Annotated in this window: 21 protein-coding genes and 2 riboswitches; of the genes, 9 read left to right on the forward strand and 12 right to left on the reverse strand. The window is 70.3% G+C overall.

Features of this window, described 5'->3' with window-relative positions; all coding sequences use genetic code 11:
- Positions 1-114 precede the first annotated feature (114 nt).
- Positions 115-293, reverse strand: a riboswitch (cobalamin riboswitch).
- Between the two features lie 42 nt (positions 294-335).
- Positions 336-464: riboswitch (cobalamin riboswitch) on the forward strand.
- A 31-nt stretch (positions 465-495) separates the two neighbouring features.
- Genes FR742_RS20075 through FR742_RS20085 form a run of 3 tightly spaced genes read left to right on the forward strand, consistent with a single transcriptional unit; the run spans position 496 to position 2,052 of the window.
- Entirely contained in the window at positions 496-684 is a 189-nt protein-coding gene (locus tag FR742_RS20075) for a CbtB-domain containing protein (RefSeq protein WP_148032359.1), read from the forward strand.
- 8 nt (positions 685-692) lie between these two features.
- A complete protein-coding gene (locus FR742_RS20080) occupies positions 693-1,445 on the forward strand; it encodes a CbtA family protein (protein WP_148032360.1) in 753 nt (250 codons plus the stop codon).
- Position 1,446: 1 nt separating this feature from the next.
- The gene (locus FR742_RS20085) at positions 1,447-2,052 is read left to right on the forward strand and encodes a histidine phosphatase family protein (protein WP_222709003.1); all 606 of its coding nucleotides are present in this window, start codon (positions 1,447-1,449) and stop codon (positions 2,050-2,052) included.
- Positions 2,053-2,609: 557 nt separating this feature from the next.
- Here FR742_RS20085 and cydC read toward each other — a convergent pair.
- The 8 genes from cydC to FR742_RS20125 all read right to left on the reverse strand — a co-directional run bounded on the left by cydC (position 2,610) and on the right by FR742_RS20125 (position 12,646).
- Positions 2,610-4,370 carry a thiol reductant ABC exporter subunit CydC gene (cydC, locus tag FR742_RS20090; protein WP_148032362.1) on the reverse strand — a complete coding sequence of 587 codons (1,761 nt, stop codon included), beginning with the start codon at positions 4,368-4,370 and terminating at the stop codon, positions 2,610-2,612.
- Positions 4,367-6,085, reverse strand: a complete 1,719-nt coding sequence (locus FR742_RS20095; protein ID WP_148032363.1) for an ABC transporter ATP-binding protein — start codon at positions 6,083-6,085, stop codon at positions 4,367-4,369. The genes cydC and FR742_RS20095 overlap by 4 nt, the downstream gene beginning before the upstream one ends.
- Positions 6,086-6,185: 100 nt before the next feature.
- Positions 6,186-7,193, reverse strand: a complete 1,008-nt coding sequence (locus tag FR742_RS20100) for an ABC transporter substrate-binding protein (RefSeq protein ID WP_148032364.1) — start codon at positions 7,191-7,193, stop codon at positions 6,186-6,188.
- A 144-nt stretch (positions 7,194-7,337) separates the two neighbouring features.
- Positions 7,338-7,841, reverse strand: coding sequence for an N-acetyltransferase (locus tag FR742_RS20105; protein WP_187281229.1), 504 nt, complete (start codon positions 7,839-7,841; stop codon positions 7,338-7,340).
- A 118-nt stretch (positions 7,842-7,959) separates the two neighbouring features.
- Positions 7,960-8,562 (reverse strand): superoxide dismutase, encoded by a 603-nt coding sequence (locus FR742_RS20110; protein WP_148032366.1) that lies wholly within the window; start codon positions 8,560-8,562, stop codon positions 7,960-7,962.
- A gap of 642 nt (positions 8,563-9,204) precedes the next feature.
- Positions 9,205-10,059, reverse strand: coding sequence for a hypothetical protein (locus tag FR742_RS20115; protein WP_261808631.1), 855 nt, complete (start codon positions 10,057-10,059; stop codon positions 9,205-9,207).
- A 53-nt stretch (positions 10,060-10,112) separates the two neighbouring features.
- Positions 10,113-10,460 (reverse strand): transposase, encoded by a 348-nt coding sequence (locus tag FR742_RS46600; RefSeq protein ID WP_148034686.1) that lies wholly within the window; start codon positions 10,458-10,460, stop codon positions 10,113-10,115.
- A 977-nt stretch (positions 10,461-11,437) separates the two neighbouring features.
- Positions 11,438-12,646: an acyl-CoA dehydrogenase family protein gene (locus FR742_RS20125; RefSeq protein WP_148032367.1), complete on the reverse strand. Its 1,209-nt coding sequence runs from the start codon at positions 12,644-12,646 to the stop codon at positions 11,438-11,440.
- 212 nt (positions 12,647-12,858) lie between these two features.
- On the opposite strand from FR742_RS20125, the gene FR742_RS20130 reads away from it, so the two are divergent.
- From FR742_RS20130 to FR742_RS20140, 3 genes are all read left to right on the forward strand, one after another.
- A complete protein-coding gene (locus FR742_RS20130) occupies positions 12,859-13,053 on the forward strand; it encodes a hypothetical protein (protein ID WP_148032368.1) in 195 nt (64 codons plus the stop codon).
- Between the two features lie 277 nt (positions 13,054-13,330).
- Entirely contained in the window at positions 13,331-14,719 is a 1,389-nt protein-coding gene (locus FR742_RS20135) for a glycoside hydrolase family 43 protein (protein WP_148032369.1), read from the forward strand.
- A complete protein-coding gene (locus tag FR742_RS20140; protein WP_148032370.1) occupies positions 14,716-17,964 on the forward strand; it encodes a discoidin domain-containing protein in 3,249 nt (1,082 codons plus the stop codon). The genes FR742_RS20135 and FR742_RS20140 overlap by 4 nt, the downstream gene beginning before the upstream one ends.
- Before the next feature lie 19 nt (positions 17,965-17,983).
- On the opposite strand, the gene FR742_RS20145 is transcribed toward FR742_RS20140, so the two are convergent.
- On the reverse strand, positions 17,984-18,907 hold the full coding sequence (locus FR742_RS20145) for a glucosyl-3-phosphoglycerate synthase (protein WP_148032371.1): 924 nt from the start codon (positions 18,905-18,907) through the stop codon (positions 17,984-17,986).
- Between the two features lie 42 nt (positions 18,908-18,949).
- The gene (locus FR742_RS20150) at positions 18,950-20,422 is read right to left on the reverse strand and encodes a helix-turn-helix domain-containing protein (RefSeq protein ID WP_396989440.1); all 1,473 of its coding nucleotides are present in this window, start codon (positions 20,420-20,422) and stop codon (positions 18,950-18,952) included.
- Between the two features lie 258 nt (positions 20,423-20,680).
- Here FR742_RS20150 and aceA point away from each other — a divergent pair, with 258 nt between their 5' ends.
- The 3 genes from aceA to FR742_RS20165 all read left to right on the forward strand — a co-directional run bounded on the left by aceA (position 20,681) and on the right by FR742_RS20165 (position 23,915).
- Positions 20,681-21,967: an isocitrate lyase gene (gene aceA, locus FR742_RS20155; RefSeq protein WP_148032372.1), complete on the forward strand. Its 1,287-nt coding sequence runs from the start codon at positions 20,681-20,683 to the stop codon at positions 21,965-21,967.
- Positions 21,968-22,137: 170 nt separating this feature from the next.
- Complete coding sequence (locus tag FR742_RS20160) at positions 22,138-22,641, forward strand: SigE family RNA polymerase sigma factor (RefSeq protein ID WP_148032373.1); 504 nt, start codon at positions 22,138-22,140, stop codon at positions 22,639-22,641.
- Positions 22,638-23,915 carry a hypothetical protein gene (locus FR742_RS20165; protein WP_148032374.1) on the forward strand — a complete coding sequence of 426 codons (1,278 nt, stop codon included), beginning with the start codon at positions 22,638-22,640 and terminating at the stop codon, positions 23,913-23,915. The genes FR742_RS20160 and FR742_RS20165 overlap by 4 nt, the downstream gene beginning before the upstream one ends.
- Here FR742_RS20165 and FR742_RS20170 read toward each other — a convergent pair.
- Both FR742_RS20170 and FR742_RS20175 read right to left on the reverse strand, forming a co-directional pair.
- Positions 23,908-24,741, reverse strand: coding sequence for a siderophore-interacting protein (locus FR742_RS20170; protein ID WP_148032375.1), 834 nt, complete (start codon positions 24,739-24,741; stop codon positions 23,908-23,910). The two genes, FR742_RS20165 and FR742_RS20170, sit on opposite strands and share 8 nt — an antisense overlap.
- Before the next feature lie 129 nt (positions 24,742-24,870).
- Positions 24,871-25,851 carry an alpha/beta hydrolase gene (locus tag FR742_RS20175; RefSeq protein ID WP_148032376.1) on the reverse strand — a complete coding sequence of 327 codons (981 nt, stop codon included), beginning with the start codon at positions 25,849-25,851 and terminating at the stop codon, positions 24,871-24,873.
- Between the last annotated feature and the right edge of the window lie 10 nt (positions 25,852-25,861).

The raw sequence follows: 25,861 nt of genomic DNA on the forward strand, positions 1-25,861 counted from the left end.
CGGGGCGGGATCGATCAAGAAGGCCCGCGCACCGAGCAGGGGAAATGGCGTCGCGTCGGCGTCGTGGCATGGCGGCCACCGTCCTCTCTTGGGGAGATCCGCCCCAATTCCTTCGAGGAGGCGACCGCGTGAGTCTCCTGGCTCCCGGGTCGACGCTCGCCCCGGCCTTCCCACCCGTACGGGCAGTGGCGTGTTCGGGGTCCGCTCGCCGGTCACAGTGGCGGGACCGCGCCGGATTCACACCGGCTTCCTCGTTCCGCCGTCGCCTACGTCCGGCATCGTCTCATATGTGTTCCTGCGCCTGCGGGACGACCTGGGCGCATTGACGCGAACAGGGGAAAAGGATACGTTCCGGTGGATTCACGGTCGTCCAAGGGAAATCCGGTGAGATGCCGGTGCGGACGCGCCACTGTATCCGGGACGTAGATCCCGGGAGCCAGGTCGCTTGGCCGCCGTGACCTCGTTACATGGGACGCGTCACCCTGAGGAGGATCGATGAGCGGGCTGTCCACCCCGTCGACTGTTCCCTTTCCACACCTTCGCCCCTGGCTGCTCGCCGTGCCCGTGCTGCTGCTCGTGGCGTACCTGGTCCTGATGGACAACGGCGCGGTCTCGCAGATGGGTGCCTTCCTGCACGAACTGATGCACGACGGGCGGCACCTGCTCGGCGTGCCGTGCCACTAGGGGCCGGCGTGGTACGGACCTTCGTGGTCAGGGGCCTGCTCCTGGGGCTCCTGGCCGGACTGATCGCGGGCGGATTCGCCTTCACCTTCGGGGAACCCCAGGTGGACGCGGCGATCGCCCTGGAGGAGGCCGCGGCGCCGGCGCCCGCTTCAGCGGACGGGCACGGGCACAGCCACGGCGAGGAGGCCGAGGTCAGCAGGCCGGCGCAGAAGGCCGGGCTGTTCCTCGCCACCGGGCTGTACGGGCTGGCGGTGGGCGGCATCTTCGCGCTCGTGTTCGCCGGGCTGCGCGGGCGGGTCGGGCCGCGGTCGGACGGGCGGTTGGCGCTGGCGGCGGCGGGGACGGCGTTCGTCGCGGTCATCCTCGTTCCCTTCCTGAAATATCCGGCTAATCCGCCTGCGGTGGGCGATCCGGCGACGATCAACAGCCGCACCCTGCTGTACGTGGTGATGGTGCTCGTCGGGCTGGCCGCGGCGGCGATCGCGGTGGCGACGGCCCGCCGCGTCCACGCGGGCGGGTGGCCCCGGTGGGTCGCCGTGGTGGCCGCGTTCCTCGTGCCGGTGGTCGCCGCGTGGCTGTTGCTGCCCACGGTCGACGAGGTGCCCGACGGCTTCCCCGCCACGCTGCTGTGGGAGTTCAGGCTCGCCTCGATCGGCACGCAGCTGGTCTTCTGGGCGGTCTTCGGCGCGCTGTTCGGCTGGGCCTGCGACCGGGCGGCACGAGGCGCGGCGGCTCCCGTGGGTGCCGCCGCGCCGAGCTGAGGTGCTGTTCGTCCGGCACGCCACCACGCCGGGGACGCGGGCCGCCTGCTTCCCCACCGACGAGGACGCCGACACGGCGGGCCTGACCAGAGCCACCGCACTCACGAAGCCCGCCCGGGGAACCGCCGGGACTCCGGACGTCGGCCTGGGGCCGGCGGGGTTCGCCGGGGTCACGACGGCCTGGACCGCTCCCGTACGGGCCGCGCGGCAGACCGCCGCGGCGCTGGGGCTGGCAGCGTGCGAGGCCGTCGCGCTCGGGGAGGCGGACTGCGGCCGGTGGCGCGGACTGCCGTACGAGCGGGTCGCGGAGCAGGAGCCGGACGCGATCGCCCGGTGGCTGGCCGACCCCGACGCCGCACCGCACGGCGGCGAGCCGCTGACCGCGCACGCCGCCAGGGTGGCGCGCTGGCTCGACGGCGTACGGGAGGAGCCCGAAGGAGTCGTGGTCTGCGGCGTCGGCACCATCCGGGCGGCGCTGGGCCACGCGCTCGGGCTCGGCCCGCTGGGCGCCGCCCGCTTCGACCTCGCTCCCCTGTCCACCACCGAGCTGGCCATCACCCGGGACGGCTGGCGGGTCGCTCACGTCAACCGGAAGGTCCTGTTTTGATCGTTCCATATCCGTTCAGCGCGGTCGTCGGGCTGGATGAGCTCAAGCTGGCGCTGGTGCTCAACGCGGTCTCACCCCGAGTCAGCAGCGTGCTGTGCTGGGCAAGGTGGGCCATCCCATGGACGCCGGCCAGGAGGGGCAGAAGGGCATCGAGTGGTAGTGCCCCGACTCGAAAACCATCACATCCAGGGTGAGATTCCCTTCACCCTCAAGGGCCAGCCTCCACCTCCGTCCTCGGCAGAGACAGAGCATGAGTCGTCAACGCCCACCACCGAACCGAGCTCGATTGTCACCTCCGCCGCACTTGCCCCGGCCACGCCGGAAAGCTCGGTGAGCCCTACGCCGCAGCAGGGAGCGGCGGGTTGCCGAGCTGAATCTGGGTGGCCGTGGTGGGGTCGCTGCTGATCGGCATCGGCCTATGAACTGGCCGGCGCCAAGGCCAAGCGACCGAGGTGACGACCGTGGCCCGATCCCAGGCCTGTCCCGGGTCCCGGTCACGTGGGTGCGGCCGGCCTCCGGGTCGGCGGATATCGGGTGCACGTATGTGCCTGGTGTGCTCAGCCCGTGAGCTGGGTGGCCAGGAGCCGGGTGTACGCGCCATCCGTCACCAGGAGTTCAGCGTGCGCGCCGGTCTCGGCGACGCGGCCGCCGTCCAGGACGACGATGCGGTCGGCGGTGCGGATGGTCGACAGGCGGTGGGCGATGATCAGGGTGGTGCGGTCGTGGCGGGCGGCGGTCATGGCGGCGGCGACCTCCTGCTCGCTCTCGGCGTCGAGGTTGGAGACGGCCTCGTCCATGATCAGGACGGGCGCGTCCTTGAGCAGCGCGCGGGCGATGGCGATGCGCTGGCGCTGCCCGCCGGACAGGCGGGCGCCGAGCTCGCCGGGCAGGGTGTCGTAGCCGTCGGGCAGGCCGGTGATGAACTCGTGGGCGTGCGCGGCGCGGGCGGCGGCCTCGACCTCGTCGTCGGTGGCGTGGGGCCGGCCGAGACGGATGTTGTCGGACAGCGGGATGTTGAACAGGTAGACGTCCTGGGGGACGAGCGTGATCAGGCGGCGCAGGTCCTCCTGCGGGAAGTCTCGGACGTCGTGGCCGCCGATGGTGATCGCGCCGGCGGTGACGTCCCAGAACCGCATGAGGAGGCTGGCGCAGGTGGATTTGCCCGCGCCCGAGTGGCCGATGAGGGCGACGGTCTCTCCGGGGGCGATGTCGAAGGTCGCGCCCGCGAGCGCTTCGGGCAGTTCCGGCCCGTAGCGGAAGCGGACCGTGTCGAAGCGGACGCGCGGTTCGACGGCGCCGGGCGGCGGCGCGTCGACGCGGTCGGTGACGGGAGGCGGGGTGCCGAGGATGGTCATGATGCGGTCGCCGGCGGCGGTGACGAGGCTGAGGTCGCGGGCGACGTCGGTGACGGCGATGACCGGGGCGAAGGTGGCGGCGGCCAGCACCACCGCGACGGGGAACAGCGCCGGTTCCAGGGCGTTCGCCGCCACGAGCAGGGCGGCGGTGACGAGCACGGCGAGCAGGCCGAGCGTGGTGGCGGCGTTGGTGACGGCGTGTTCGAGGCCGGAGCGGCGGCCGTGGGCGAGTCTGGCCTCCAGCAGCCGCCGGTCCTGCTCGTGCAGGCGGTCGAGCTGGCGGTCCCCCGCCCCCGAGGTGAGGAGCTCGCGGAGCCCCTGGAGGGTGTCGACGGCTTCGGCGTTGAGCTCGCCGAGCTGGGCGCGGAGCCGCGCGCCCTGGTCGGCGGCGCGTTGACGCAGCCAGGCGGGCAGGAGGGCGAGCAGGATCAGCGCGGGCGCCAGGGCCAGCGCCAGGGCCGGGTGGAAGACGCCCAGCGCGGTCAGCGCGGCCACGGGGACGGTGACGGCGCTGATCAGCGGGCTGAGGGTGTGCGCGAACCACAGCTCCAACTGCTCGACGTCGGAGATGGCGGCGCTGCCGAGGTCGCCGGAGCGGCGCTGCAGCAGGTAGCCGGGCGCGAGGCGTTCGAAAGCGCTGTAGACGCGGCCCCGCACGTCGGCCAGCACGCGGAAGGCGGCCACGTGGGCGAGGTAGGACTCCAGCCATGGGGTGAGGGCCAGGAAGGGCAAAAGGAGACCGAGCGCGATCAGGCCGCCGCGCAGATCTTCGGGGGTGGCTCCGGTGATGGCGCGGCTGACCACCCAGGCGCCGACACCTGCCGAGGCGAGGACGACCAGGTGATGCGCGATGCCGCTGGCGATCGCGATCAGCAGCAGCGGGCGGTGCGGGCCGAGCAGGGCCAGGATCGGACGGAACCGGGAACCGCCGGTACGGGTGAGCGTGGCAGTGGCGGTGCTCATCGGGCGGCTCCGTTCTGGGCGGCGACCAGCCGGGCGTAGGCTCCCTGGCCGGACAGGAGCTCACGCGGCGGCCCGGATTCGGCGATGCGGCCGTCGGCCATGACGATGACCCGGTCGGCGGCCTGGACGGTGGACAGCCGGTGGGCGATCATCAGCGTGGTCCGGCCGCCGGACAGGGTGTCCAGGGCGTCCTGGATGGCGGACTCGTTGGCGGCGTCGACGCTGGAGGTGGCCTCGTCCAGGATGAGGATCGGGGCGTCCTTGAGCAGGGCGCGGGCGATGGCGATGCGCTGGCGTTCACCGCCGGAGAGCTTGAGGCCGCGCTCGCCGACGACGGTGTCGTAGCCGTCGGGCAGGGCGGTGATGAAGTCGTGGGCCTGGGCGGCGCGGGCGGCGGCTTCGACCTCCTCGCCGGTGGCGTCGGGGCGGGCGAGCGCGAGGTTGTGGCGCACGGTGCCGTGGAAGAGGTAGGTGTCCTGGGACACCACGGCGACCAGCGAGCGCAGCCGCTCCAGGGGCAGTTCGCGGACGTCGACGCCGTTGACGGCCACCCGTCCGGACTCCGGGTCGAAGAACCGCAGGAGCAGGGAGGCGACCGTCGTCTTGCCCGCGCCGGAGCGGCCGACGAGGGCGACGCGCTCGCCCGGCGCGAGGTCGAGGGAGAATCCGTCCAGGGCGGGCCGGTCGCGGTCGCGGTAGGTGAACGTCACACCGTCGAAGGACACGGAGGGCGGGCCGGTCAGGCCGAGCCGGGCGGTGCCCTGCGCCGGTTCGGGGGTGTCGAGGATCTCGAAGACGGCCTTGAGCGACGGGACGGCGGTGTAACTGGCGTGGTAGGCGGATTCCAGCTCCTTCAGCGGCCGGAAGCTCTCGGCGGTGAGCAGGAGGATGATCAGCAGCTCGGTGACGGTCAGCTCGCCCGCGGCCAGCCGGAGCGCGCCGGCGCCGAGCGCGACCGCGGTGCCCAGGCCGATGACGAACGCGACGCCGCCGACGTACCCGACGACGACGGCCATCAGCCGGATGGAGTCGCGGCAGAACCGGTCGGCCAGCCCGGCCAGCTCGGCGCCGCGCCGGCCGCTGGCGTTGAACGCCTTGAGCGTGGCCATGCCCTGCAACGCGTCGAGGTTCTCGGCGTACAGGCCCTTGTAGCCGCTGAACCACGCGGCGTTGCGGTCCCGCAGGACGCGGTCGGAGACCAGCGGCACGACGGGCAGCAGCAGGGCGCAGGCCAGCACCACGCCGCCGACCAGCGCGTCCAGGGTGAACAGGTACGCGGTCACGGCGACGGCGCCGAGGACGGACGCGATCACCTGGGGCAGGAACCTGCCGATGTAGGCGTCGGCGGTCTCGATGCCGTCCACCAAAGTGGTCTGGGACGAGCCGGTGCGTCCGCGCTGGGCGTGGGCGGGGCCGAGCCGGAGCAGCTTGCCGGTGAGGCGGCGGCGCAGCTCGGCCTTGACCGCGGCCGAGGTGCGCAGCGCGACGGATTCACGCACGGCCAGCGCGACGCTCCGGGCGAGTTGCAGCACGACGACGCCGGCGACGAGCCAGACAATGGAGCCCGCGTCCCGGCCGGCGAAGATCCGGGCCAGCGCCTGGGCGACGAGGACGCCCTGGCCGACGTAGGTGGCGGTGATGGACAGCAGCAACAGTACGAGTCCGGCCAGGCGCCACCGGATGGACGGTGACAGGGCCAGCAGTCGGGGGATCACTGCTCCTCCTTGAGCCGTTCGAAGACGAGCTGGGTCCGCCGCACAGCGCGCACCCCGTACATCTTGGAGATCAGCGCCGGGCTCTGCCGGGTGGTGCTGGTCACTGGGTGAAGGCGTCCGGGTGCAGGAACCTGGCGATGTCGGTGACGGCCAGGAGGTTGCGGTAGCCGGGATGCTGGGCCGCGACGGGCACGGCGAGGTAGCGCTGCTCCTTGGCGGCCGGGCTGTTCTTGACGATGGCGAAGGTCTCGGCGGCCTTGGCGGGCGAGCTGGGCATGTCCTCGCCGCGCAGCGTGGAGTAGTCGCTGATCAGGACGGCCTCGGGCTGGGAGGCGCTGACCTGTTCGGCGCTGACCTCGGTGTAGTCGCCCTTGACGTCCGCCAGGACGTTCTCGCCGCCGGCCAGGGTGATCATCTGGTGGGTGATGCCGGAGCCGCCGTAGGCGTTGACCGGGCCCTTGCCGCCGTCGGTGGCCAGGACCTTGACCGGGGTGCGGCCTTCGACGCGCTTCTTGACGTCGTCCAGCTGGGCCTGCAGCTCGCTGATCAGCTTATCGGCGCGGTCGGAGACGCCGAAGATCTTGCCGAGGTTGCGCAGGTCGTCGAAGGTGTCGTCGAGGGTGAACTGCAGCACCTCCTCGGGGCTGCACCAGCCGCCCAGGATGTAGACGGGGCTGCCGGCCGCGTCCAGCTCCTCCACGGTGGCGTAACCACCGGCGGCGTCGAAGCTGGCCATCTGGTTGTCCACGATGAAGTCGGCGCCCTGGGAGAGCATGATCTCCTTCTGCGGCATCATGATCGTGTCGGAGATCTCCGGGATCTTGTCGTACTGCTCCTTGTGACCGGGCAGGAACGCACTCTCGGAGAAGTTCGTCCGCCCCGCGATCCGGTCGCCGAGGCCGAGCGCGAACAGGGTCTCCAGGGACGGGTGGTAGCCGGTCACCACCTTGGCCGGCGGCCGGTCGAAGGTGAGGGTGCGCCCGCAGTTCTCGACCGTGACGGGGAAGCCGGCCTGCGGCGCCGCCCGCTGGGCGGGCTCCTGGGCGGCGGGTGCTTGCGAGCAGGCGGTCAGCGTCAGGGCCGCCGCCAGGACGAGCAGCTTCCTCATGATCCGGCCACCGCCTTCGGCGACGTGGGGGTCATGGCGGTGGAACGGGGGCGGCTCATGCGGTGAAGCTCCGGTGGTGAGTTCGAACAAAGGTGGGCGAAGCACCCCATTCTGCCTATATGGTGCAATTGCAATCAAGTTGCATCAAGGTGATGTAGGCCTCGGTATAGGCTGAACCTCCTGCTGAGATCTATCTCTATGGCGAGACGGGCCATGCCCGCGGAACATGATCAACCTGGTTCCGGTTTTTCCCGGGTGCAGCGCTGCTGCGCGCCAGCCGCGCCTTCGGTACAGGGCGAGCGCCGCATCGGCGCGCGTGTGGGTGACCAGCCACCAGGAGGTCGCCGGAGCCGCGGCCAGGATCATGTCATGCAGGATCCTGCCGACTCCGAATCCGCGTGCCTGAGGCGCGACGGCCAGTTCTTTGAGGGTGAAGTCACGACGTGGCACCCGTGAAGCGAGCAAGGCCAACCGGGAGCAGCGCACGCCGTAGGCGAAGCCATGGAGCTGATCGCCGTGCAGGGCGGCGGCGAAGGTGAACCCTGGTGCTTGCGTGTCGCCGGCCAGGCGCTCGGCGACCGCGCGCGCCTCGTCGAGCGGCTCGCCCCAAGGGGGAAGGGTGAAGACCTGACCCGCGACCTCCGCCACGCCGGCCAGGAAGGTGTGCGCCTCGTGCGCCGGGACGAGACAGATCCTCAGGGAAGCGGCGCCCGCCCGGCCCGGCGGACCAAGCTGTGACTGGGCGGGCGTCGCTGGCATGGGGACGTCAGGCGCCGCGGGCGGCGTCGTAACGGGCGATGACGTCATTCCAGTTGATCAGGCCCCAGAGCTTCTCGACGTAGTCCGGGCGCACGTTGCGGTACTGCAGGTAATAGGCGTGCTCCCATGCGTCGAAGACGAGCAGCGGGGTGGTGTTCATGCCGACGTTGCCATGGTGGTCGTAGACCTGCTCCACCACCAGGCGGCGGCCGAGAGGCTCCCAGGCCAGCACACCCCAGCCGGACCCCTGCACCATCGTGGTCGCCGTGGTGAGCTGCTTCTGGAAGGCCTCGAAGGAGCCGAAGTGCTCGGTGATGGCCTCACCGAGCTCCCCGTCGGGGCGGTCGCCACCGTCGGGCGAGAGGTTCTGCCAGAAGATCGTATGCAGGACGTGGCCGGACAGGTTGAAGGCGTACGTCTTCTCCAGTCCGACCAGGCCGTCGAACTCGCCCTTGTCGCGAGCCTCGGCCAGCCTCTCCAGCGTGTCGTTGGCGCCCTTGACGTAGGCGGCGTGGTGCTTGGCGTGGTGCAGCTCAAGAATCTCGCCGGTGATGGCGGGCTCCAGGGCCGCATAGTCGTACGGCATGTCTGGAAGGGTGTACTCACCCATGAGTTATCTCCCCAGCTACGTAACTGCATATATATTGCAACAACAATAGACCAGCAACTAGTGGATGTCCCGAGTGGCATGCCAGCAGTGATGGCATGCCACTCAGCACCTGGCCGTCACGTCCATCTCGAAGCCGCTGGACGCCCTCACCCTCGCCAGCACGGCCAGGTTCTCCAGCGTCAGCCCCGCGCGAGCGGGGATGGTCCCAGGTCGGCCACTACCAGGTGGGCGTGCTCACCGCCGGCCCCGCACAAGTGACAGTCCCGCCCGAGTGCGGGGATGCGCCGACGTCCAGGTGAGCGGCCAGCGTTTGCCCTAACTGGTGGCCAGCAATCCCTTACCGTGATTGCTAGCACCATCCGACCTCGATCTCGTCGGCGCTTTCCGCGTGTGGAGGCTGGGCCCACGCCGCCGGGACGTGAAACATCGGCCCTGTGCTCGCGGTCGACAACCTTCTACGGCTGCCGCCACGATCGCGACGCCCATTGTTTGGGGGACCGTAGGGGGACCGGCAGTCTCGGACACCCCCGCTTCACCACGGTCTTTCCGACACTGTCCGGTCCCACTCACGTAGCACCTACCTGCAGTAATGTCAGAAAGCGGCGAGGCTCGACATCACCCGACACGGTGATCCACGGACTTCTAATCCGACGGTCGCAGACATCCGATCTGCGGTTCAGCGCTCCCTGGTGTGGAGCATAAGGCCGCCATAGTCCGTGGGCCGGAACCCCAGTCCACGGAGCTCGGGTCGTCGATCGCCGTGACCACGCGCAGGGCACCAGCTTCGGCGACCTCGCGGACCGCAACAGGCACCAGCGCCTCGCGTACCTCTGATGTGATGCCGGGCTGGACGTGCACCACGTCGAGACGGGCGATGGTGTGCCGCTTGTCCTGCCAGGATGCGACTGCATGACCGACGAAAGGTCTCCCGCGGGCGTTGTCGGCGTAGGCCTGAAGCCAGCAGGCAAGCCTGGCCTCGACGATCAGCCGCCGGGGAACAGTGATATCCATCCCCTCCTCGGCCAGCCAGCGGCCCGGCTTGGCCGCATGTGGGAGAACCGACGCCGGCGGCGACCTCCGGATGCCGCAGGCGCTCTCCCAGTCGTCCTTCAACTGGCGCAGGAGGAGCACGACGTCGTCACCGCATAGGACCAGGCTGATGAAGAACCCCGCGGGCCAGGGGCCGGGAGCATCGCGGATGTCCAACAGGACGTGGCCCTCCCGGACCGTCCGGCGGCTCCGACGGACCAGTCGGGTATCGAGTTCCTCCGTAAGGAGATATTCGACGTCTGTGGCCCATCCATCGATCGAGGACGCCAGCAGGCCAGTCCACGGGCTCTTCGACGCTGCCGGAAACTCGACCTTGATGGCGTAGACGTTCGGGTCTCGCCGCCAGCGGAAGATCACCAACATGGCGTCGGGCTCCGCCACGACATCGACGGCGGAGTACCCCTTCGTCACAGCGCCCGGACGTAGCAAGCGCGTCCTGACCGCCACCAGGACCTCCTGCCGAGACCACTCAATCGTCACGTGTCCAGACGCCCACGCCCTTATCCGGAGACGTGGGTGATGGGCGCCGACCCCGCATACGCCTTCAAGTCGCGGGGCGTCGGCGAAGCGAAGCGGTCGCCGCCAAGCTCGGCGAAAACCCGGGCACCGGTCAGATCGACCAGGCCCGGGAAGCTGGTGAAGCAGCCAGCCTCTCTCTCCTGCGGCTGGCTCACACCACGATCTTGGTGAAGAGGAGCAACTGACGGGTGGCGGTCGAGAGGGACCAAGGTGCACGGCCTCAGCAGAGGACTCCAGGTGCAGTATCGACTCAGGCGTCCACTCGCTCCCCGCCGACCGCCATCCGCCAGGGCTTTGCCCCATTCGCACGGCCTGCTGTCAGGAGTCATGCTCCGGTTCGAATCGAGGCTTCTGGGGCGAGTGCCCGAGTCGGCGACCCTCGAAGATGTACGAAGTCATCAGGTTCGAAATCCTGCAGGGCGTGCTTGTCGCCAGGTTCTGACCTGAGGCCCGACCAATAGCTCAGCGAGGCGAACCAGGAGCCCGAGGAGGAAACGTCAGTTCCGCACGAATCTCTCCCGGACGAAGCGACTCGCGAGCCGTCGGCCTGGGCGGGCAGACGCAGCGGGTTACCGATGAGGTGGCGAGCCATCTCCACACCTTCACCAAGTTTCTGATCTCGCCCGCCGGCGTGGAGGATGGCCTACAAGACGGGGTGCGCCGGGGCGTCGAGGACCCGCCCGGCCTCCCGTGCCCGACGGCAATCTGATGGATCACGCCAAGGGCTTGTGGAAGGTACTCGCTAAGCATGGCCGACAGCTTTACACTGTAGATCTCGTCGTATGCATCCCTCGCCGATACCCACGCTCACGGCTAGAGGCCCCGAGCGAAGACCGGCCAGTTGAACATCGCGGACCGTCTGGACCGCGGCGCGGGTGCCGGGACCTGCCGTCCCGTGACGGTCCACCCGGGCGGGTGACGACCCGGGCCACGGTCCAACGACGGTCCAGACAGCGAAAAGGCCGGTCGCTCCCTTGGAGAACCGGCCTCTGACCTGCTGCTATGTGGTGGGCGATACTGGGATCGAACCAGTGACCTCTTCGGTGTGAAGACTGCAGACGCCAAACCACAACGCGAGGCGGCCGAATCCGAAATTCACCACCGCGTGAGGCTCTGCCTGCGGCGGTAAGCCGGTATCGAGACGACTTCCAGCCGCACCCCGGCCATGCGGCTGAGATCACGCTCCGTAACCATAGGAGCCGGCGTGATCGATCTACGCGCGACACCGGCGCGGAACTCTGACGGAACAGTGACGGAACAGAGCCTCAAGACAGTCTTCAGGGTCGGCTTCCCAAGGCGGCCGTTTTCAGCGAACCTGCAGGCCAGTCACGGCGCGCCCGATGATCAGCCGCTGGATCTCCGACGTCCCCTCGAAGATGGTGTAGATCTTGGCGTCGCGGTGGAAGCGCTCCACCGGGTGCTCACGGGTGTACCCCGCGCCGCCCAGGATCTGGATGGCCTGCTCGGTCACCCACACCGCCGTCTCCCCCGCGACCAGTTTCGACATCGAGCCCTCGGCCTGTTCGAAGCGCTTGCCCTGCCGGGCCATCCAGGCCGCGCGCCAGGTCATCAGGCGGGCGATGTCGACCCGGGTGGCCATGTCCGCCAGCAGGAAGGCGATGGCCTGGTTCTCGCCGATCTTGCGGCCGAACTGCTCGCGTTCGCGGGCGTAGTCGCGGGCGTACTCGTAGGCGGCCCGGGCGATGCCGACGGCCATGGCGGCGACCGTGGGGCGGGTGGTCTCGAAGGTGCCCATCGCCGCCTGCTCGCCGGCGCGCTCGCCGTTGCGGACGCGGGCCAGGCGGGCGTCCAGTTTCTCCTTGCCGCCCAGCAGGCACGAGCCGGGTACGCGGACGCCGTCGAGGACGACCTCGGCCGTGTGGGAGGCGCGGATGCCGTGCTTCCTGAACTTCTGGCCCATGGACAGGCCCGGGGTGCCGGGCGGGATGATGAAGGAGGCCTGGCCGCGGGTGCCGAGGCCGGGGTCCACGGAGGCGACGACGATGTGCACGTCGGCGATGCCGCCGTTGGTGGCCCAGGTCTTGACGCCGTCGATGACCCAGTCGCCGTTGTCGTACACGGCTCTGGTGCGGATGGCGCCGACGTCGGAGCCGGCGTCGGGCTCGGAGGCGCAGAAGGCGCCCAGCTTGACGTCGTTCTCCGTGCCGAACATCTCCGGCAGCCACTGGCCCGCCTGCTCGGGCGTGCCGCTGCCGGACAGCGCCGCGGCGGCGAGGCAGCTGCCGACGATCGACAGGCCGATGCCGGCGTCGCCCCAGAACAGCTCCTCGAACACCACGGGCAGCGCGAGGCCGCTTTCCTCGAACCACTGGGTGGCGAAGAAGTCGAGCGAGTAGAGGCCGATCTTGGCCGCCTCCTGGATGACCGGCCAGGGGGTCTCCTCGCGCTCGTCCCATTCGGCGCCGGCGGGGCGGACCACGTCGCGGGCGAAGGCGTGCACCCAGTCCCGGACCTCGATCACGTCCTGGTTGAGGTCCAGACTGAAGCCGCTCATGTGGTCGCTCCCTGAGATCTTCCGGTGAGGCCTGGCCGACGCCAGTATGCTACCGGCCAGTAGTCGCAGGCCGGCGTGACGGGCCGCGGCGCGCCATCGCCTTCAGTTCTTGATCCTGGCCGCAGACCGGCGCCCAGTGGGCCGAGCTGACCTGGCCGGGCAGCCAGACGATCCGCTCCGCCGAGGTCTACTTCTTCGACGACGGCGGGGGCGTGCGGCTGCCGGCCTCCTGGAAGCTCCAGCGCTGGACGGGCAGCGGGTACGCCGACATCCCGGGCACCTATCCGGTGGCGCCGAACGCCTACAACCGCGTCACGTTCGACCTTGTCAGCACGACCAGGCTCAGGGTCGCGCTGCAGAGCGGCCCGGCGTCGGTCGGGCTGCTGGAAGTGAAGGCTTTCTCCTGAACGCGGTGAAAGGTTTTCGGTTTACCAGCCGCTGTTGAGCCCCCCTGACCGCTTCCGGCGACAGCTAAGGCAGCCCTGGAAAGAAGGCGGCTTCGAAAACCTTTCACTAGCCTCTGACCTGCTCGAACACGACTTCTCGAAACTTGGGTCTTGACGGTTTCTGCGGTGCCGCGAACACTCGGGTGAACCAAGAACGCACCTGCCTTCCACGAGGCGAACCGTGATGTTAGCGCTAACACGATCGTCTCAAGAACCCCCCAGGTAGGAGGACCCGTCCATGTCCCGATTAAGAGCCCTGGCCGCGCTGTTCGCGGTCGCCCTGCTCCCCGCCCTCGCCGCGCCCGCCTCCGCGGCGGCCCCGATCACCACCTCGATCTACACCGCCGACCCGGCCGCCCTCGTCGCCGGCGACACCCTGTACCTCTACACCGGGCGTGACGAGGCCCCGGCCGGCGGCACCAACTTCGTCATGCGCGACTGGCACGTCTTCAGCTCCACCGACGGCACGTCCTTCACCGGCCACGGCGCCCGCCTCTCGGTCTCCAGCTTCCCCTGGGCCGGCGCGGACGCCTGGGCCAGCGAGGTCGAGCGCGGCGCCGACGGCCGCTACTACTGGTACGTCTCCGTCAACGGCAACGGACCCGGCTGGATGAACATCGGCGTGGCCGTCGGCGACAGCCCGCTCGGCCCGTTCACCGACGCCAAGGGCGGGCCACTGATCAGCGACAGCACCCCGAACTCGTCCCCGCTGAACATCGACCCGACCGTGTTCACCGACGACGACGGTCAGGTCTACATGTACTGGGGCTCGTACTACGGGCTGCGCGCGGCCAAGCTCAGGCCGGACATGGTCACCCTGGACGGCCCCGTCGTCACCCCGCAGGGCGTGTCGAACTTCTGGGAGGCGCCCTGGATGTTCAAGCGCAACGGGACCTACTACCTCGCCTACGCGGCCAACGACTCCGGGTGCTCGGCGCCGAACTACGCCTGCATCCGGTACGCCACCGCCAGCAACCCGCTCGGGCCGTGGACGCACCGCGGGGTCGTGCTCGACCAGGTCAGCTCGACGACGAACCACCCGGCGATCATCGAGTTCAAGGGCCAGTGGTACATGGTCTACCACAACGCCGCCGCGCCCGGCGGCGGGAACTTCCGCCGCTCCGTCACCCTCGACAAGCTCTACTGGAACGCCGACGGCACCATGCAGAAGGTCGTCCAGACCACCGGGCCGGGAGGCTCGCAGAACCTGGCCCTGTCGGCGACGCCGTCCACCTCCTACGTCTCCCCGTGGGAGACGCTCGGCGCCATCAAGGACGGGTACGCGCCCACCGGTTCGGCCGACCACAGCCACGGCGCCTACGGCAACTGGCCGCAGCAGGGCACCCAGTGGGTCGAGTACCAGTGGCCGGCCGCCCAGAGCGTCAGCAGGGTGGAGACGTACTGGTTCGACGACGACCTGGGCATCGACCTGCCCGCCTCCTGCCAGGTGCAGTACTGGAACGGCAGCGCGTACGTGAACGTGCCCGGCCAGTCGGCGTGCGGCGTCGCCCCGCACACCTTCAACGTCACCACGTTCAACGCGGTCACCACCACCCGGCTGCGGCTGAACATCACCTCGAAGAGCGGCTACTCGACCGGTGTCCTGGAATGGAGGGCGCTGTCATGAGACGGATCCTCACCGCCCTGCTGCTGGTCGCGGCGACGCTCGTGGCCGGCGCACCGGCGCGGGCCGACCAGACCATCGGCTATCCGACCTTCGGCGGCCCGGCGATCCCCGCCGTGCCGGCCGCGTACACCGCGGGCGACATGATGCGGGCCATCTACGACGCCGAGAGCTCCGGCACCGACTTCTGGATGGACCGGCTGCTGGCCAGGCCAGGCAACGACCCGGCGGGCACCTGGCTGATGACGCGGGGCCGCGCCCTGTTCATGAAGACGCACACCCCGTCGGTCATCGGGTTCGGCGGGCAGGTCGCGTACTGGGAGAGCATCAGCAACCAGAGCGCCTACAGCATCGCGCTGGGCTCCGGCAGCTGGACCGAGCAGCCCGGCCAGCGCTGGCAGGCGCCCAGCCACTGGAAGAGCGTGCACACCAGCGGCTCGCTGGTCGCCAACGTCACCAAGTTCATCACCAACGAGAACGTCGCGGTCACCAACGTGGCCGTCACCAACAACGGCGGCTCGTCGGCGACGCTGAACCTGCGCGCCACCTCGCCCTACGCCACCACCGGCAGCGGCAGCGAGCTGACCGGGCAGGTCAACGCCTACAACAACCTGACCACGATCTACCCGCGCCTGTCCGGGGACGGGTTCACCGTCAGCTCCGGCGGGCTGAACCGGTCGGTCACCGTGGCCGCCGGGCAGACGGTGACGGTCAAGGTGCAGATGGGGTTCGTCACCAACGAGCTGGCGGGGTCGCTCACCGAGTACAACGCCTACCGCGGCCACTCCCCCGCCACCGCGTTCGCCACCCATGTGCGGGAGTACAACCGGTGGTGGGCCGTCAACGTGCCCTACATCGACGTGCCCGAGCCGGCGATCAAGAAGAACGTCTACTACCGCTGGTGGCTGATGCGCTACAACCACCTCGACGCCGACATCCCCGGGCAGACCTTCCAGTTCCCCACGTCCATGGAGGGGGTGCTGGGCTACAACAACGCGATCGTGCTCACCCAGCCGATGCACATCGACGACCTGAAGTACCTGCGCGACCCGGTGTGGTCGTACGGGCCGTGGCTGTCGATCGGGCAGACCTCGAAGAGCGGCCGGTTCGCCGACAACCCCGGCGACCCGGAGAACTGGTCCAACAGCTACACGCAGTACGTCGCCGAGGCGGCGTGGAAGAGCTACCAGATCCACGGCGGCCAGCCGGGCATCGTGGGCAACCTGGCCCGCTACGCCGAGCAGGACGTCAAGGGGCAGCTGTCCTTCTACGACCACGACGGCGACAAGGTCATCGAGTACGACTGGGGCGCGCTGACCGGCAACGACGCCGACGCCGTCTCCTTCCACTGGCGTTCCGGCTGGCTGGACCGGGCCGAGGGCGCCTACCAGTACAGCGGGGCGAAGGCCGCGGCGCAGGCGTACGCGCTGCTGGGCAACACCGCCAAGGCCAACGAGATGAACACCCTGGCCACCGACATCGGCAACGCGCTGGTCAACGTGCTGTGGAACCCGAACCGGCAGCTGTTCGAGCACCGGCACGTCTCCACCAACGAGTGGGTGCCGTGGAAGGAGATCAACAACTACTACCCGTTCGCGGTGGGCGCCGTGCCCAACACCGCCACCTACCGGCAGGCGCTGCGCCTGTTCGACGACCCGGCCGAGTATCCGATCTTCCCGTTCTACACCGCCAACCAGCGGGACAAGGCGGCCTCGGGCACGGGCAGCAACAACTTCTCCACGATCAACTCGACCGTGCAGTTCCGGCTGCTCTCCTCGGTGCTGCGCAACTACCCCAACGAGTGGATCGACGCCACCTGGTACAAGAAGCTGCTCTACTGGAACGCCTGGGCGCAGTACGTCGGCGGCAACACCCAGTGGCCCGACGCCAACGAGTTCTGGGCCGACTGGAACGGCAGCAGCATCCAGTACCGCTCCTGGATCCACCACAACATCCTGGGCAGCAGCAACTGGACCGTGATCGAGGACGTCGCGGGCCTGCGCCCGCGCTCGGACGCGCAGGTGGAGCTGAGCCCGATCGACATCGGCTGGTCCCACTTCACCGTCAACAACCTGCGCTACCGCAACAGCGACCTGACCATCGTCTGGGACGATCCGGCCGACGGCGTGGTGCGCTACGCCGGGATCCCCCAGGGCTACTCCGTCTACGTCAACGGGGTCCGCCGGGCGACGATCGACCGGCTGGCGCCGCTGACCTACAACCCGGCCACCGGCGCGGTCACCACCTCGGCGACCGTCCTCTACAGCAGCGCCGCGTCCGGCATGCAGGCGCCCGCGCAGGTCTCGCACACCGGCGCCCGCATGGTGGACATGCTCGCCAAGGCGGGCGTCGACCTGACGGCCGGCCTCACCAACCTGGCCGCCATGGGCTCGGCCACCGCCTCCCACACCGGGTCCGGCACCAGCGTGGCCGGGGCGCGCGACGGCCTGCCGACCAACGAGCCGTTCTGGGGCGCGGGCGGCTCGCCCAACAGCCAGGACTGGTACGAGGTCAACTTCGGGTCGCCGCAGACCTTCAACGAGGTCTGGCTCCACTTCCGTGACAGCCGGCCGGCCAGTGGCACCTACCGGGCGCCCGCGTCCTACGACATCCAGTACTGGAACGGCAGCTCCTGGGTGACCGTGAGCAGCCAGGTCAAGTCGCCCGGCAGCCCGCGGGCGAACCTCAACAAGGTCACGTTCACCCCGGTCACGGCCCAGCGGGTGCGGATGCTGGCCGCGAACGCCTCCGGGTCCAAGGTGGGCCTGACCGAGTTCAAGGTGGTCAACCGGGGCGGCGTCCAGCCTCCGGCCAACCGGGCGCTGTCGGCCACCGCGTCCTGCTCCTACACCTCGGCGTGGGAGAGCTGCGCCGCCGTCAACGACGGCGGCGAGCCGGCCAGCTCCAACATCCCCGGCCCCAACCAGGGCACCCGCTGGGGCACCTGGCCCGAGACGGGCCAGCACTGGGCGGAGCTCACCTGGTCGTCGGCGCAGGCGCTCAACCGTGCCGACGTGTACTTCTTCGACGACGAGCAGGGCATCGACATGCCGGCGTCGTGGAAGCTGCAGTACTGGAACGGCAGCGCGTACGCGGACGTCCCGGGCGCGAGCGCCTACGGGCTGGCCAAGAACCAGTACAACACCGTCACCTTCTCCTCGGTGAACACCACCCGCCTGCGGGTGCTGCTCACCGGCAACGGCTCGTCCTCCGTGGGCCTGCTGGAGGTGAAGGCCTTCGGAACGTAGGACCCGGCGTCGTCCTGCCTCACCGCAGTGTCAGCATCGGGGGTCGTTCGGCGATGGAGACGTCGCTGCTGACCACCCGGTGGCCGCCCGCGCAGCGGCGGAACTGGTCGAGGCAGGACGACAGGTCGTGGCAGCGGCCGAGCTTGCCCTGGCGGAGCAGCCGCGAGTAGGCGGCCAGCATGATCTGGGCCGCCATGTTGCCCAGGGCCTCGGTCGACTGCGGCGCGTGCTCGCGGGAGCCCAGGTCGACCTGGGCGAACGCGTCCAGCCCCGCCAGGTCGAGCAGGTCGACGAGCAGCCCGAGCTCGACCCCGTACCGGGTGAGGAACGGCACCCGCTCCAGCGCGGAGCGGCGGCCGGCGTACTCGCCGGCGAGCGGCTGGACGAACCCGGCGAGCTCGGGCCAGTGGAGGTTGATGAGCGGGCGGGCGACCAGTTCGGTGACGCGGCCGCCGCCGTTGGGTGCGCCGTCGAGCGGCCGGTCGTAGCAGCCCTTGGCGTAGGCGACGCTGCGGTCGGTGAGCAGCGGGCCGAGCAGTCCGCTCACCAGGGACGACTGGAAGCCGCGGATGTCGGCGTCGACGAACGCCACGATGTCGCCGCTGGTGACGGCGAGGGACTTCCACAGCGCCTCGCCCTTGCCGTCGAGCGGGCCCAGCTCGGGCAGGATGGCGTCCTGGGCGTGCACGTCGGCGCCGGCGCGGGCGGCGACGGCGGCGGTGTCGTCGGTGGAGCAAGAGTCGATGACCACGACCTCGTCCACGAGGCCGCCCAGCTCGTCGAGGATGACGCCGACGATGTGACCCACGGTGTCGCGTTCGTCACGCGCGGGTAGAACCACGCTGACAGACGTGCGGCCCTTCGCCTCGGCCAGCTCGCGCACCGGCCAGTCGGTCGTGCGTGTGGTGCGGCGCCGCAACCAGGTCCGAACTTCAGGCAGCATGCGACCACCCCCGTTCATCCCCTGAGTTCTGCCCTCCGAGGGTTAACCCGTGACGGCGTGGCGCTCCAAGAATGTGTAAACATCCGCCTCGTCGACGCCGGGGAAGGAGCCGGGCGGCAGGGCGGCGAGCACGTGCGAGTTGGCGCGGGCCGACGGCCAGGCGTAGCCCTCCCAGCGCTCGGCCAGCGCCGTGGGCGGGCGGCGGCAGCAGTCGCCGTTGGGGCAGGTGGACTTGGTGCGGTTGGTGGTCTCGCGGCCGCGGAACCAGCGCGACTCCTTGAACGGCACCCCGAGCGTGATGGCGAAGTCGCGCTCCCGTGACGGGTCGACGTGCGCGACGCAGAAGTAGGTGCCCGTCGGCGAGTCGGAGTACTGGTAGTAGACGGAGAAGCGGTCGGGCGAGGCGAACACCTGGCGGCCCGACCACTGCAGGCACATCCGCTGGCCCTCGATGGCGCCCTGCTCGTCGGCCGGGAAGACGATGCCGTCGTTCTCGTACGCCTTGTAGATGATGCCGCCGGCGTCGTTGCGGACGAAGTGGCAGACCAGGTCGAGGTGGTGGGTGGCGAGGTTGGTGAAGCGGTGGGCGGCCATCTCGTACGAGACCGCGAACACGTCGCGCAGGTCCTCCACCGACAGCGCCCGGTCGGCCTTGGCCTCCCGCAGGTAGACGGCGGCGGCCTTCTCCGGCACGAGCACGGCGGCGGCGAAGTAGTTGGCCTCGGTGCGCTGGCGCAGGAAGTCGGCGAAGTCGCGGGGCTTGTTGTGGCCGAGCGCGAGGTGGCCGAGCGTCTGGAGCAGGATGGTGCGCGGGGTGTGCATGCCGAGCTGCTCGTGCTTGACGTAGATGCGGCGGTTGCGCATGTCGGTGATGGAACGCACCGACCGGGGCAGGTCCTGGGCGGTGTGCACGGTGTAGCCGAAGTGCGTCACCAGGCTCTGGATCATGCTCTGCGACAGGGCGCCGGCACGGTAGCCGACGGCGCCGAGCGCCTCGGCGGCGGCCTGCTCGATCTCGGGGAAGTAGTTGCCCAGCTCGCGCTGGCGGCGGCGCAGCTCGGCGTTGGCGGCCCTGGCCTCCTCGGGGGTGGCGGTGCCGCGCGCCTCGCGGGAGCGCAGCTCGCCGTAGAGGCCGAGGATGTGCTCCAGCACGTCGTTGGGCACGCGGGCGGAGACCTTGAGACGCGGCAGCCCGAGATCGGCGTAGATGGGGTCGCGCTGGGCCTCTTCGAGGGCGATCTCCAGCTGGGCGCGGCGGTTGGGCGGCTGGCGGCGCAGCAGCTCCTCGACCGGCACGTTCAGCGCCGAGGCGAGCGACTTGAGCAGGGAGAGCTTGGGCTCGCGCTTGCCGTTCTCCAGCAGGGAGAGCTGGCTGGGCGCCCTGCTGACCCGTTCGCCCAGGTCGGAGAGGGTGAGCCCGCGCTGCTTGCGGAGGTGGCGCAGGCGTTGCCCGAACGCGATGAGATCGAGCTCATGCGTCAAAGTCAGCGGTTCTTCACCCAGCAAGGACGCCATGCACGCATCTTAGTCGGAAATTCCGCTCATCTTCTAGACGTACGGGAGGCGCCTGCAGGCCCAGTGAGGCCGGGCGCACCACCTCTGACCAGTGGTCTAGTCCATAGGGAAAACTCTCGATTTTTTCTGCCGTGAATACCGGCCAGTAGTTGCATGTCGCGGAAATTTGCTGGTTTTTCTCTCCTGTTCTGGCTGTTGCCGGGGGTCACGGGGGCACAGACTCGGCATACGCCCCAGGGGACGACAAAGGAGTGAACGATGAACGATCGCCTCAAGGGAGCCGCCGAGCAGCTGCGGGACGAGTGGGAGAACGACCCGCGCTGGGCCGGCATCGAGCGCACCTACAGCGCCGAGGACGTGATCCGGTTGCGTGGCAGCGTCCAGGAGGAGCACACGCTCGCCCGGCTCGGCGCCGAACGGCTGTGGAGCCTGTTGCACACCGAGGAGTACGTGCACTCGCTCGGCGCGCTGACCGGCAACCAGGCCGTGCAGCAGGTGAAGGCCGGGCTGAAGGCCATCTACCTGTCCGGCTGGCAGGTCGCCGCCGACGCCAACCTGGGGGCGCAGACCTACCCCGACCAGAGCCTCTACCCGGCCAACTCCGTGCCGGCCGTGGTCCGCCGCATCAACAACGCGCTGCTGCGCGCCGACCAGATCACCTGGTCGGAGGGCCGGGAGGACGCGCCGCACTGGCTGGCGCCCATCGTGGCCGACGCCGAGGCCGGGTTCGGCGGCGTGCTCAACGCCTTCGAGCTGATGAAGGGCATGATCGCCGCCGGCGCCGCCGGCGTGCACTGGGAGGACCAGCTCGCCTCCGAGAAGAAGTGCGGCCACCTCGGCGGGAAGGTGCTCATCCCGACCGGCCAGCACATCAAGACCCTCAACGCCGCCCGCCTCGCCGCGGACGTCGCGGGAGTCCCCTCACTGGTCATCGCGCGGACCGACGCCCAGGCCGCGACGCTCCTGACCAGCGACGTGGACCCGCGCGACCAGGAGTTCTGCACCGGCGAGCGCACCGCCGAAGGCTTCTACCGGGTGCGCAACGGCATCGAGGCGTGCATCGCCCGCGGCCTCGCCTACGCCCCGCACTCCGACCTGCTCTGGATGGAGACCGGCACGCCCGACCTGGACGTGGCCCGCGAGTTCGCCGAGGCGATCAAGGCCCGGTATCCGGACCAGATGCTGGCCTACAACTGCTCGCCTTCCTTCAACTGGAAGCAGCACCTGGACGACTCCACCATCGCCAAGTTCCAGCGCGAGCTGGGGCACATGGGGTACAAGTTCCAGTTCATCACCCTCGCCGGGTTCCACTCGCTGAACTACTCGATGTTCCACCTCGCCCAGGGGTACGCGACCGACGGCATGACCGCGTACGTGGACCTGCAGGAGGCGGAGTTCGCCGCGGAGGCGCACGGATACACCGCCACCCGCCACCAGCGCGAGGTCGGCACCGGCTACTTCGACCTGGTCAGCACGGCCATCTCGCCCGACTCCTCGACCACCGCGCTCAAGGGGTCGACCGAGGAGGAGCAGTTCGCCCACTGACCGCATGAGCTCGCCGGTTACCTCCAGGGCATGGGTGGTTCCCCCCGGCGAACGGCCGCGCCAGACCTTCCCCGGCCTGGCGCGGCCGACCCATGTCCGCCAGCCCGTGCAACGGATCGGCCGCGTTCCTTCTCTGAGAGGTGGAAGGAATCGACGGAAGGCTGGAGCAGGTGGATGGAGACGCCCGATTCGCGGAGTTTGTCGCCGAGCGGGGTGAGGCGCTGATGCGCTACGGCTACGTGCTCGCGGGCAACCCGCACGACGCCGCCGACCTGGTGCAGGAGGCGCTGCTCAAGGTGCGGGCCGCCTGGCCGCGGCTGCGCTCCAAGGACAACCCCGAGAGCTACGCGCGCACCACGATGGCACGGCTGCACATCGCGGCCTGGCGGCGGCGCAGACGCGAACAGCTCACCTGGGAGCCACCTGACAGGGAGCACCGCGACGCGCTGCCCAGCGGCGACGAGCGCGCCATGTGGCTGGCGCTGGCCGGCCTGCCCCGCAAGCAGCGCGCCGTCCTGGTGCTGCGCTACTACGAGCAGCTCGACGACGCCGAGATCGCCAAGGTGCTCGGCGTCTCCCGCGGCACCGTGCGCAGCCAGGCGTCGCGGGCGCTGGACAAGCTGCGCGCCGCCGTCCCCGCCGAGTGGAGCGCGGTCGGGGAGGGAGCGCGATGAACCGGACGCCCGACGTGGAGGACACCCTGCGCAGGACGCTGCGGCAGGCCGCAGGCCAGGCGCCCGGGCTGCCCGCCGAGGCGGCCGCCTCCCAGGTGGAGGCCCGCTACCGGCGGCGCAGGCAGCGCAGGCAGGCGCTGCTCGCCGGCGCGGCGGTCGTGGTGATCGCGGGCGGGGTCGCGGGCGGCCTGCGCGCCGCAGACAGAGCCGCCGACAGGGCCGCCGACAGGGCCGCCACCGTGACCCCGGACGCGACGGCGACGGCGGCAGTCTCGCCGCCCGAGTCGCCGGCCCAGTCCCACGCCCCATCCTACGACGTCAAGCCTGAGCCGATCGGATCGGTGTGGCCGGAGGCGCTGCGCGAGGTTCCCGCCAAGACGCCCGACGGCAAGAAGATCCAGCCGATCCTCCTCCTCGACGACCGGACCCTGCTCGTCTCCACCTGGGCCTCGTTCGAGAAGACCGACGCCCTGTACGCCTACGACCTGGACACGCTCGCCCTGCGCGAGATCACCCACGTGGTGACCCCCAAGGGGACCGTGCTGTTCGCGTCGGGCTTCGACGCCGCCGGCGGGCACGTCGCCTGGTGGACGCAGCTCAAGGACGGCACCGCCCAGATCTGGGCGGCTCCCCTGACGGGCGGCGAGGCTCGGGTCATCGGGAGCCGCGAGCTGGACGAGCGCGGCGTGGACAAGGTCGAGATCGTCGGTGACCGGGTCGCGTTCTCCGCCCGCTCCGGGGGCGTGTTCACGGTCCCGCTCGGCGGCGGTGAGGTGGAGCCGGTCGCGAACGGGGCGGGCATGCACCTGCTGTCCTGGCCGTGGATCGGCACTCCCGGCCCGTACGGCGCGGGCGAAGGCACACGCTACGGCCTGATCCGCAACCTGCGGACCGGGGAGACCGACCGGGCCCTGGTACGGGACGGCGAGCGGGTGCATGCCTGCGGCGTGACGCTCTGCGTCGGCAGCTCCGGGGCGGCCCCCTTCCACCGGATGCGCGACGGCTCCCAGCAGCAGGAGCTGCCCGTCGGCATGGCCAGGACGCCGCCCGCCCTGGATCGCTTCCACGTCGCCTCGGTCCGCTACGGCCGGCACGCGGGCGGCGTCGTGCTCTTCGACCTGCGCACCGGGGCTTCCGCCGACCTCGGCATCCCGTCGAAGCGTACGGCGGGCGGATTCAGCCTCATGAGGCCCGGTTTCGACGACGACGGCAGGTTGCTCGCCTACCCGGTCGGGGACACCCTGCGCGTGATCGACGTCACGAAGATCAAGTGAGGATGGCGGCTTCCTCGGCCTCGACCTGCTTGTTCCAGTCCTTCTTGACCGCGCGCCACGACTCGTCGTCCGCTCCGGCCCGCCAGTAACCGGAGATCGACAGGTGCGCCATCGGGATGCCCAGGCCGACCCGCAGGTGGCGGCGGAGCTGCTTGACGAACCCGGCCTCGCCGTGCACGAACGCCTGCACCCGCCCGGCCGGGAAGCCGAAGGAGCACACCGCCTCCACCAGGGCCTGCCCGACCGGGCGGTCGCCCCGGTACAGCCAGACCACCTCGACGTCGCCGGGCGTGCTCAGCTTGATCTCCTCCTCCGGCCCCGCCACCTCGATGAACGCGAACGCCCGCGCCCCCTCGGGCAGCGCCTCCAGGGACGCGGCGATGGCGGGCAGCGCGCTCTCGTCACCGGCGAACAGGTGCCAGTCGGCCTCCGGGCCGGGCGCGTAGCCGCCGCCGGGTCCGATCATGAGCAGCTCGTCACCCGGTCCGGCGTTGGCCGCCCACGGGCCGGCCAGGCCCTCGTCGCCGTGGTAGACGAAGTCGAGCGTCAGCTCGCGGGTGTCGGGGTCCCAGGCGCGCACGGTGTAGGTGCGCAGCCGCGGCCAGAACTCGCGCGGCATGGTCTCCCGTACCTGCTTGACGCTGAACGGCTGGGGGTAGTCGACCCCCTCGTGCGGGAACACGATCTTCACGTAAGTGTCGGTGTGGCCGGACGTCTCGAAGTCGCGGAGTCCGTCACCTCCGACGATGACCCGGATCATGTGCGGCGCGATGCGCTCGGTACGCAGCACGACGCCTCGGTGGTGATCCCTCGGCTTACCGGTCATGCGGAACAGCTCCTTGCTTAGGGGTGCCTAACCTACACTCTGCTCCCCGCGCGGCGTCAGCGCGATGCGAAATGTCACTCTCGCCCCTCTGCCCCTGTCCCGGCAGCCGATTCACCCCGTGCGCGACCTTCAGGCGGCGGCCTCGTCCTCCGCCGCCAGTTCCTCCAGACCGGCCACGGCCGCCAGGAACATCGCCATGTGCCGGAACGCCAGCCGCGCCTCCGGCAGCACGTCCGCCAGGATCGGGAACACGTGCGGCATGCGCGGCCACTCCTCGTACGTCACCGGCACGCCGCCGTCCCTGGCCCGCTCGGCGACGCGGCGGGCCTCGTCCCTGAGCACCTCGGTCGACCCGGTGACGATCATCAGCGGCGGCAGCCCGGTGAAGTCGCCGAGCACCGGGGAGACCAGCGGGTCGCGCGGGTCCAGCCCGTCGGTCCAGCGGCGGGCCAGCCAGCGCACCCGCCCGGCCGGCAGCATCGGGTCCTGCCAGCGGTTCGCGTGCCGGGGGAAGTCGGTCAGGTCGGCCCAGGGCGACAGGCACAGGGCCGCCGACGGCAGCGGCAGGCCGCGGTCACGCAGCGCCAGCAGCGTCGCCAGGGTCAGGTGCCCGCCCGCGGAGTCGCCCGCGATGATCATGTCCTCCGGCTCGTACCCGCGCCCCAGCAGGCAGTCGTAGGCTTCGAGGGAGTCGCTCAGCGAGTCGGCCAGCTTGTGCACCGGACCCTGGCGGTAGTCCAGCGCCAGCACCGGGCGGCCCGCCACCGCCGACAGGCGCCAGGTGATCGGCCGGTGCGTGCGGGGCGAGCACGAGAAGTAGCCGCCGCCGTGCAGATACAGCACCACCTTGTGCTCGTCCAGCGTGTCACGCCCGCGTACCCACTCGCCGCCGCACGCGGAGAACGCGGCGGGAACCAGCGAGACGTGGTCGGGCGTCGCCGCGGGGAGCAGCCTGACCAGCTCTCCCAGCTGGGACGCGGCGGTCAGCGCCAGGGCGTGGCGCAGGAACAGGTGGGAGGCCGGCTTGAGGGTGTGACGCATGAGGCCGGTGAGAGCGCGGGCCTGCCAGCTCAGTGGATACTCGGGAGCGACATCCCTGTCCAGGTGCATTTCGGGCCTC

Origin of the sequence: Nonomuraea sp. C10 (genome assembly GCF_008017515.1) — a bacterium.
In the GTDB taxonomy this organism is placed as follows: Bacteria; Actinomycetota; Actinomycetes; order Streptosporangiales; family Streptosporangiaceae; genus Nonomuraea; species Nonomuraea ferruginea.

What these genes read in the sequence shown, in the direction of transcription:
- aceA (WP_148032372.1), top strand. Translation starts at nt 20,681, where the DNA reads ATGAACGATCGCCTCAAGGGAGCCGCCGAGCAGCTGCGGGACGAGTGG.
- FR742_RS20075 (WP_148032359.1), top strand. Translation starts at nt 496, where the DNA reads ATGAGCGGGCTGTCCACCCCGTCGACTGTTCCCTTTCCACACCTTCGC.
- FR742_RS20110 (WP_148032366.1), bottom strand. Translation starts at nt 8,562, where the DNA reads ATGGGTGAGTACACCCTTCCAGACATGCCGTACGACTATGCGGCCCTG.
- FR742_RS20150 (WP_396989440.1), bottom strand. Translation starts at nt 20,422, where the DNA reads ATGGCGTCCTTGCTGGGTGAAGAACCGCTGACTTTGACGCATGAGCTC.
- FR742_RS20135 (WP_148032369.1), top strand. Translation starts at nt 13,331, where the DNA reads ATGTCCCGATTAAGAGCCCTGGCCGCGCTGTTCGCGGTCGCCCTGCTC.
- FR742_RS20140 (WP_148032370.1), top strand. Translation starts at nt 14,716, where the DNA reads ATGAGACGGATCCTCACCGCCCTGCTGCTGGTCGCGGCGACGCTCGTG.
- FR742_RS20170 (WP_148032375.1), bottom strand. Translation starts at nt 24,741, where the DNA reads ATGACCGGTAAGCCGAGGGATCACCACCGAGGCGTCGTGCTGCGTACC.
- FR742_RS20145 (WP_148032371.1), bottom strand. Translation starts at nt 18,907, where the DNA reads ATGCTGCCTGAAGTTCGGACCTGGTTGCGGCGCCGCACCACACGCACG.
- FR742_RS20165 (WP_148032374.1), top strand. Translation starts at nt 22,638, where the DNA reads ATGAACCGGACGCCCGACGTGGAGGACACCCTGCGCAGGACGCTGCGG.
- FR742_RS20125 (WP_148032367.1), bottom strand. Translation starts at nt 12,646, where the DNA reads ATGAGCGGCTTCAGTCTGGACCTCAACCAGGACGTGATCGAGGTCCGG.
- cydC (WP_148032362.1), bottom strand. Translation starts at nt 4,370, where the DNA reads ATGAGCACCGCCACTGCCACGCTCACCCGTACCGGCGGTTCCCGGTTC.
- FR742_RS20100 (WP_148032364.1), bottom strand. Translation starts at nt 7,193, where the DNA reads ATGAGGAAGCTGCTCGTCCTGGCGGCGGCCCTGACGCTGACCGCCTGC.
- FR742_RS46600 (WP_148034686.1), bottom strand. Translation starts at nt 10,460, where the DNA reads ATGACTCCTGACAGCAGGCCGTGCGAATGGGGCAAAGCCCTGGCGGAT.
- FR742_RS20175 (WP_148032376.1), bottom strand. Translation starts at nt 25,851, where the DNA reads ATGCACCTGGACAGGGATGTCGCTCCCGAGTATCCACTGAGCTGGCAG.